The 4,041-nt window shown below is 61.5% G+C and carries 3 protein-coding genes and 1 pseudogene; all 4 read right to left on the reverse strand.

All coding sequences use genetic code 11. The features are described from left to right. Nucleotides 1-940: pseudogene (locus VZ95_RS16095) on the reverse strand (ATP-binding cassette domain-containing protein); the annotation flags it as partial. 74 nt (nt 941-1,014) lie between these two features. Next, nucleotides 1,015-2,673: an MFS transporter gene (locus tag VZ95_RS16100; RefSeq protein WP_232302703.1), complete on the reverse strand. Its 1,659-nt coding sequence runs from the start codon at nt 2,671-2,673 to the stop codon at nt 1,015-1,017. Nucleotides 2,674-2,780: 107 nt separating this feature from the next. Beyond that, nucleotides 2,781-3,518, reverse strand: a complete 738-nt coding sequence (locus tag VZ95_RS16105) for a peptidase (protein ID WP_045776764.1) — start codon at nt 3,516-3,518, stop codon at nt 2,781-2,783. A 17-nt stretch (nt 3,519-3,535) separates the two neighbouring features. Next, on the reverse strand, nt 3,536-4,041 hold a 506-nt coding region (locus tag VZ95_RS16110; protein ID WP_045776766.1), incomplete at its 5' end, for a transglutaminase-like domain-containing protein.

The following is a 4,041-nucleotide window of genomic DNA, read 5'->3' on the forward strand; positions in this document are numbered from 1 at the left end:
TTGCGCCGAATCCGGGGCCTTTCCTTCGACTGATTGACCATCTCTTCATAGGACGCGAGGCGCGCCTTGGATTTGGCCTGACGGGCCTTCGGGCTTTGGGAAACCCACTCCAACTCGCGGTCGAGCGTCTTCTTATGGGCTTCTTCCTGCTTGCCTTCGAGTTCCAGGCGCTTCTGCTTATCGCGCATCCAGCCGGTATAATTGCCTTCAAACGGCAGGCATTGGCCGCGTTCGATTTCGAGAATCCATTCGGCCACTTCATCAAGGAAGTAGCGATCATGGGTCACGGCCACGACGGTGCCTTATAATCGTGCAAGAACCGCTCCAGCCAGGCCACCGACTCGGCGTCCAAATGGTTGGTGGGCTCATCGAGCAGCAGCAGATCGGGCTTTTCCAGCAGCAGACGGCAGAGAGCGACGCGGCGACGCTCGCCCCCGGACAGCTTGGTCACATCGGCGTCGCGCGGCGGGCAGCGCAGGGCGTCCATAGCGATATCGACGGTTCGGTCGAGATCCCAGCCATCCATAACGTCGATCTTCTCTTGCAACTCGGCCTGCTCGGCAATCAGCGCGTTCATCTCGTCGTCGGTCAGGTCCTCGCCGAAACGGGCGGAGACGGCTTCGAAACGATCGAGGATCGATTTGATCTCCTTCACGCCGTCCATGACATTGCCGAACACGTCTTTCGCGGGGTCAAGGTAGGGCTCTTGCGAGAGGTAGCCCATCTTGGCGCCTTCGGCCGCCCAGGCTTCCCCGCCATATTCCTTATCGAGCCCGGCCATGATTTTCATCAGGTCGATTTCCCCGCGCCGTTCGGGCCGATCACGCCAATCTTTGCGCCGGGCAGGAAGCTGAGCCAAAACGTCCTTCAGCACCGTCTTGCCGCCGGGATAGGCTTTCGAGAGCCCCTTCATCACGTAGACATACTGATAAGAGGCCATCTCGCCCCACTCCCTTCAGATCACATAAAAACGTCCCGCCTTGTGCCACAGCGGGGGCGTTGAAACAATCGCGATCATTTTTCGACCGCAGGGGGCGCGGTTTGGGCGGTGCCGACGGGGTGCGTCACGCGCATTAAGCTGCGGTTATGGGTTTCGTTCAAAAAGAAAGCGCCGATCAGGGCCGAGCCCGCCGCAACGATGATCGGATACCAAAGCCCAGAGTAAATATCTCCCGTTTCCAGCACCACGGCAAAGGCGATCACCGGCAAAAGCCCGCCGAACCAGCCATTGCCTAAATGATAGGGCAAGGAGAGCGAGGTAAAGCGCACCCGCGTTGGAAAAAGCTCCACCAGAAAGGCGGCAATCGGCCCATAGACCATCGCGACGAAGATCATCAGCAGCGTTAACAGGGCAATCGCTACGGGGATATTGATCTGCTCGGGGTCAGCGCGCTCCGGGTAGCCTGAGGCTCGCAGCGCTTGAGTGAGGCCCAGCAGCGTCTCATCAATCGGAATGGAAACGCCGTTGATCTTCACCGTCAACGGTGCCCCGTCAATCGCCGCCCAACTATAAGGAATGCCGCCGCGCGCCAACTGCGTGCGCACGAGGTCGCAAATATGCGTGTCCTTGCGCCACAGCATGCCGGAACAACCGTCGCCGCTCACCGTAATGGGCGCGGTTTGCGCCGCCCGCACTAGGGCCGGATTGGTCGCGAGGGTCAGGCCCTTGAACACGGGAATAAAACTCAGCGCCGCCAGCAGGCAGCCGGTTATCATGATCGGCTTGCGCCCGATCAAATCCGAGAGATAGCCGAACAGCACCACAAAGGGCGTTCCCAGCAAGAGCCCCGCCGCCACCAACATCGTCGCCGTATCGTGGGGCACTTTCAGCGTGCTTTGTAGGAAGAACAGCACATAGAACTGCCCGGCATACCAGATCACCGCTTGCCCCGCCGTCGCCCCGAACAGGGCCAGCAGAATCCAGCGTAAATTCCGCCAGCGCATCAGCGAGTCGGAAATCGGATTGCGGGAGGTCTGGCCGCGCGCCTTCAAATCCATGAACAGGGGCGATTCGTGCAGGCGGACGCGGATATAGACCGAGAGCGCGAGCAGGAGGATGGAGGCGATGAACGGCAGCCGCCAGCCCCACTCGGTGAACTCCTCTGGCGAAAGGCTGCTGCGGCAGAGCAACACCACCAGCAGCGATAAGCAGAAGCCCAAGGTTGCCGTCGTCTGAATCCAACTCGTGTGAAAACCGCGCCGGTGCGGCGGTGCGTGTTCGGCGACGAAAATCGCAGCGCCGCCATACTCGCCGCCCAGCGCGAGCCCCTGGGCGAGGCGCAGCGCCACCAGCAAGATCGGCGCGGCAATGCCGATCTGCTCATAGGTCGGCAGCAACCCCACCATCGCGGTCGACGTGCCCATGACCAGAATCGTCAGCAAAAACGCGTATTTCCGCCCGATGTAATCGCCCAGCCAACCGAAGACCAGCGCCCCGAAGGGCCGCACGGCAAACCCCGCGCCGAACGCAGCCAGGCTGGCGAAAAAGGCGAAACTTTCGTCGATCGGCGGAAAGAAAACATGGCCGAGAACGGTGGCGAGTGCGCCATAGACGTAGAAATCATACCATTCGAACAAGGCCCCCAAGGAGGCCCCGCCAATGATTCGAAACGAGCTATAGCGGCTTTTACCGGCCCCGCGCGGCGGCGGCCCGGCCAAATCTCCAACCGTCAAAGATCCCCCCTTCCACCGCTCTTGTGGCGATGTTGCGCGGATTATCCGCCCGGCCCATGTTAGGGATTTTCGGGCCGGTGTAAATCATCCGCGCATGCACAAACGCGTCACCAAACCGGATCGGACAGGGCGGCAAAGGCGTTTTTCAGCGAACTCGACCATTGATGGCGGATAATGCTGAAATAGGGATCGGTTTCATCGATCTTGCGGTGCATTTCCAGGTGCAGCGCATCGGTGCGGTACAGCACCAGATCGAGCGGCAGGCCAACCGATAGGTTCGAGCGCAGGGTTGAATCCATCGAAATCAGCCCGAGCTTGATCGCCTGGGTCAGCGCCAGATCGTAGCTCAGCGCCCGGTCTAAGATCGGCTTGCCGTATTTGGTCTCGCCGATCTGGAAATAGGGGGTTTCCACCGTCGCTTCGATGAAATTGCCCGCCGAATAGATGAGGAAGAGGCGCGGTGCCTCGCCCGCAATCTGGCCGCCGAGCAGGCAGGAGATGGAAAAGCCGCTACCGTCTTTGGCTTCCAGCCGCTCGCCGTCGATACGATGCACGGTGCGGATAGCCTCGCCGACGAGCTGCGCCGCCTCGAAGAGATTGCGCACGCTTGCCATCGTGCTGCGCGTCTCTTGGCCCGGCAGCACCAAACCATCGTTCACGTAATGCACGACCGATTGGCTAATCGCCAGATTGCCGGAGGTCGCCATGAGGATCGTGCGATCCTCCGCCTCATCCCAGACGCGCATCTTCCGAAACGTCGAGATTTGATCGATGCCGGCATTCGTGCGCGAATCCGAGAGCATCACGAGGCCCTCGCGCAGCAGCATTCCAAGACAATAGGTCATTGTATTTTTCTGGTTTGTTATTGTTGGGTCGCAGTATAGGGGTCATGGGGCCTGCGGGCCAGCGGCGCGACGGAAACATTCACCGCCAAAGTCTCGCCGCCCCCGCCGCCGCGCACCCCGCGCACGGGGCAGCCATCGGTATAATCGATCCCCACGGCAACGCGGACGTAAGAGGCCGTCGGGCAAATGCCGTTCGAGGCATCGAACCCGACCCAACCGAGCCCCGGCACATAGGCTTCCGCCCAGGCGTGGCCCACGTCCTGCGGGCCGGAGATCGAGCCCGACAGCAGATACCCGCTCACGTAGCGCGCCGGAATGCCGTTCGCCCGCGCTACCGTGATGAACAGATGCGCATGGTCCTGGCACACGCCCGCGCCCAGGGCCAAGGCTTCCGCCGCCGTGGTGCCCACCGCCGTCACGCCCGCCTGATAGGGCAGCTTATCGACAATCGCCCGCAGCAGCGCGTGCAGAAAATCGAGCCGCTGCGCCGGGCGGTGCCGGGTCACGTCCCGCACGAAGCTGC

The sequence above is a fragment of the Elstera litoralis genome, from assembly GCF_000963705.1.
In the GTDB taxonomy this organism is placed as follows: Bacteria; Pseudomonadota; Alphaproteobacteria; order Elsterales; family Elsteraceae; genus Elstera; species Elstera litoralis.

Coding starts and splice junctions, on each gene's coding strand:
- VZ95_RS16105 (WP_045776764.1), bottom strand. CDS start 3,518: ATGACCTATTGTCTTGGAATGCTGCTGCGCGAGGGCCTCGTGATGCTC.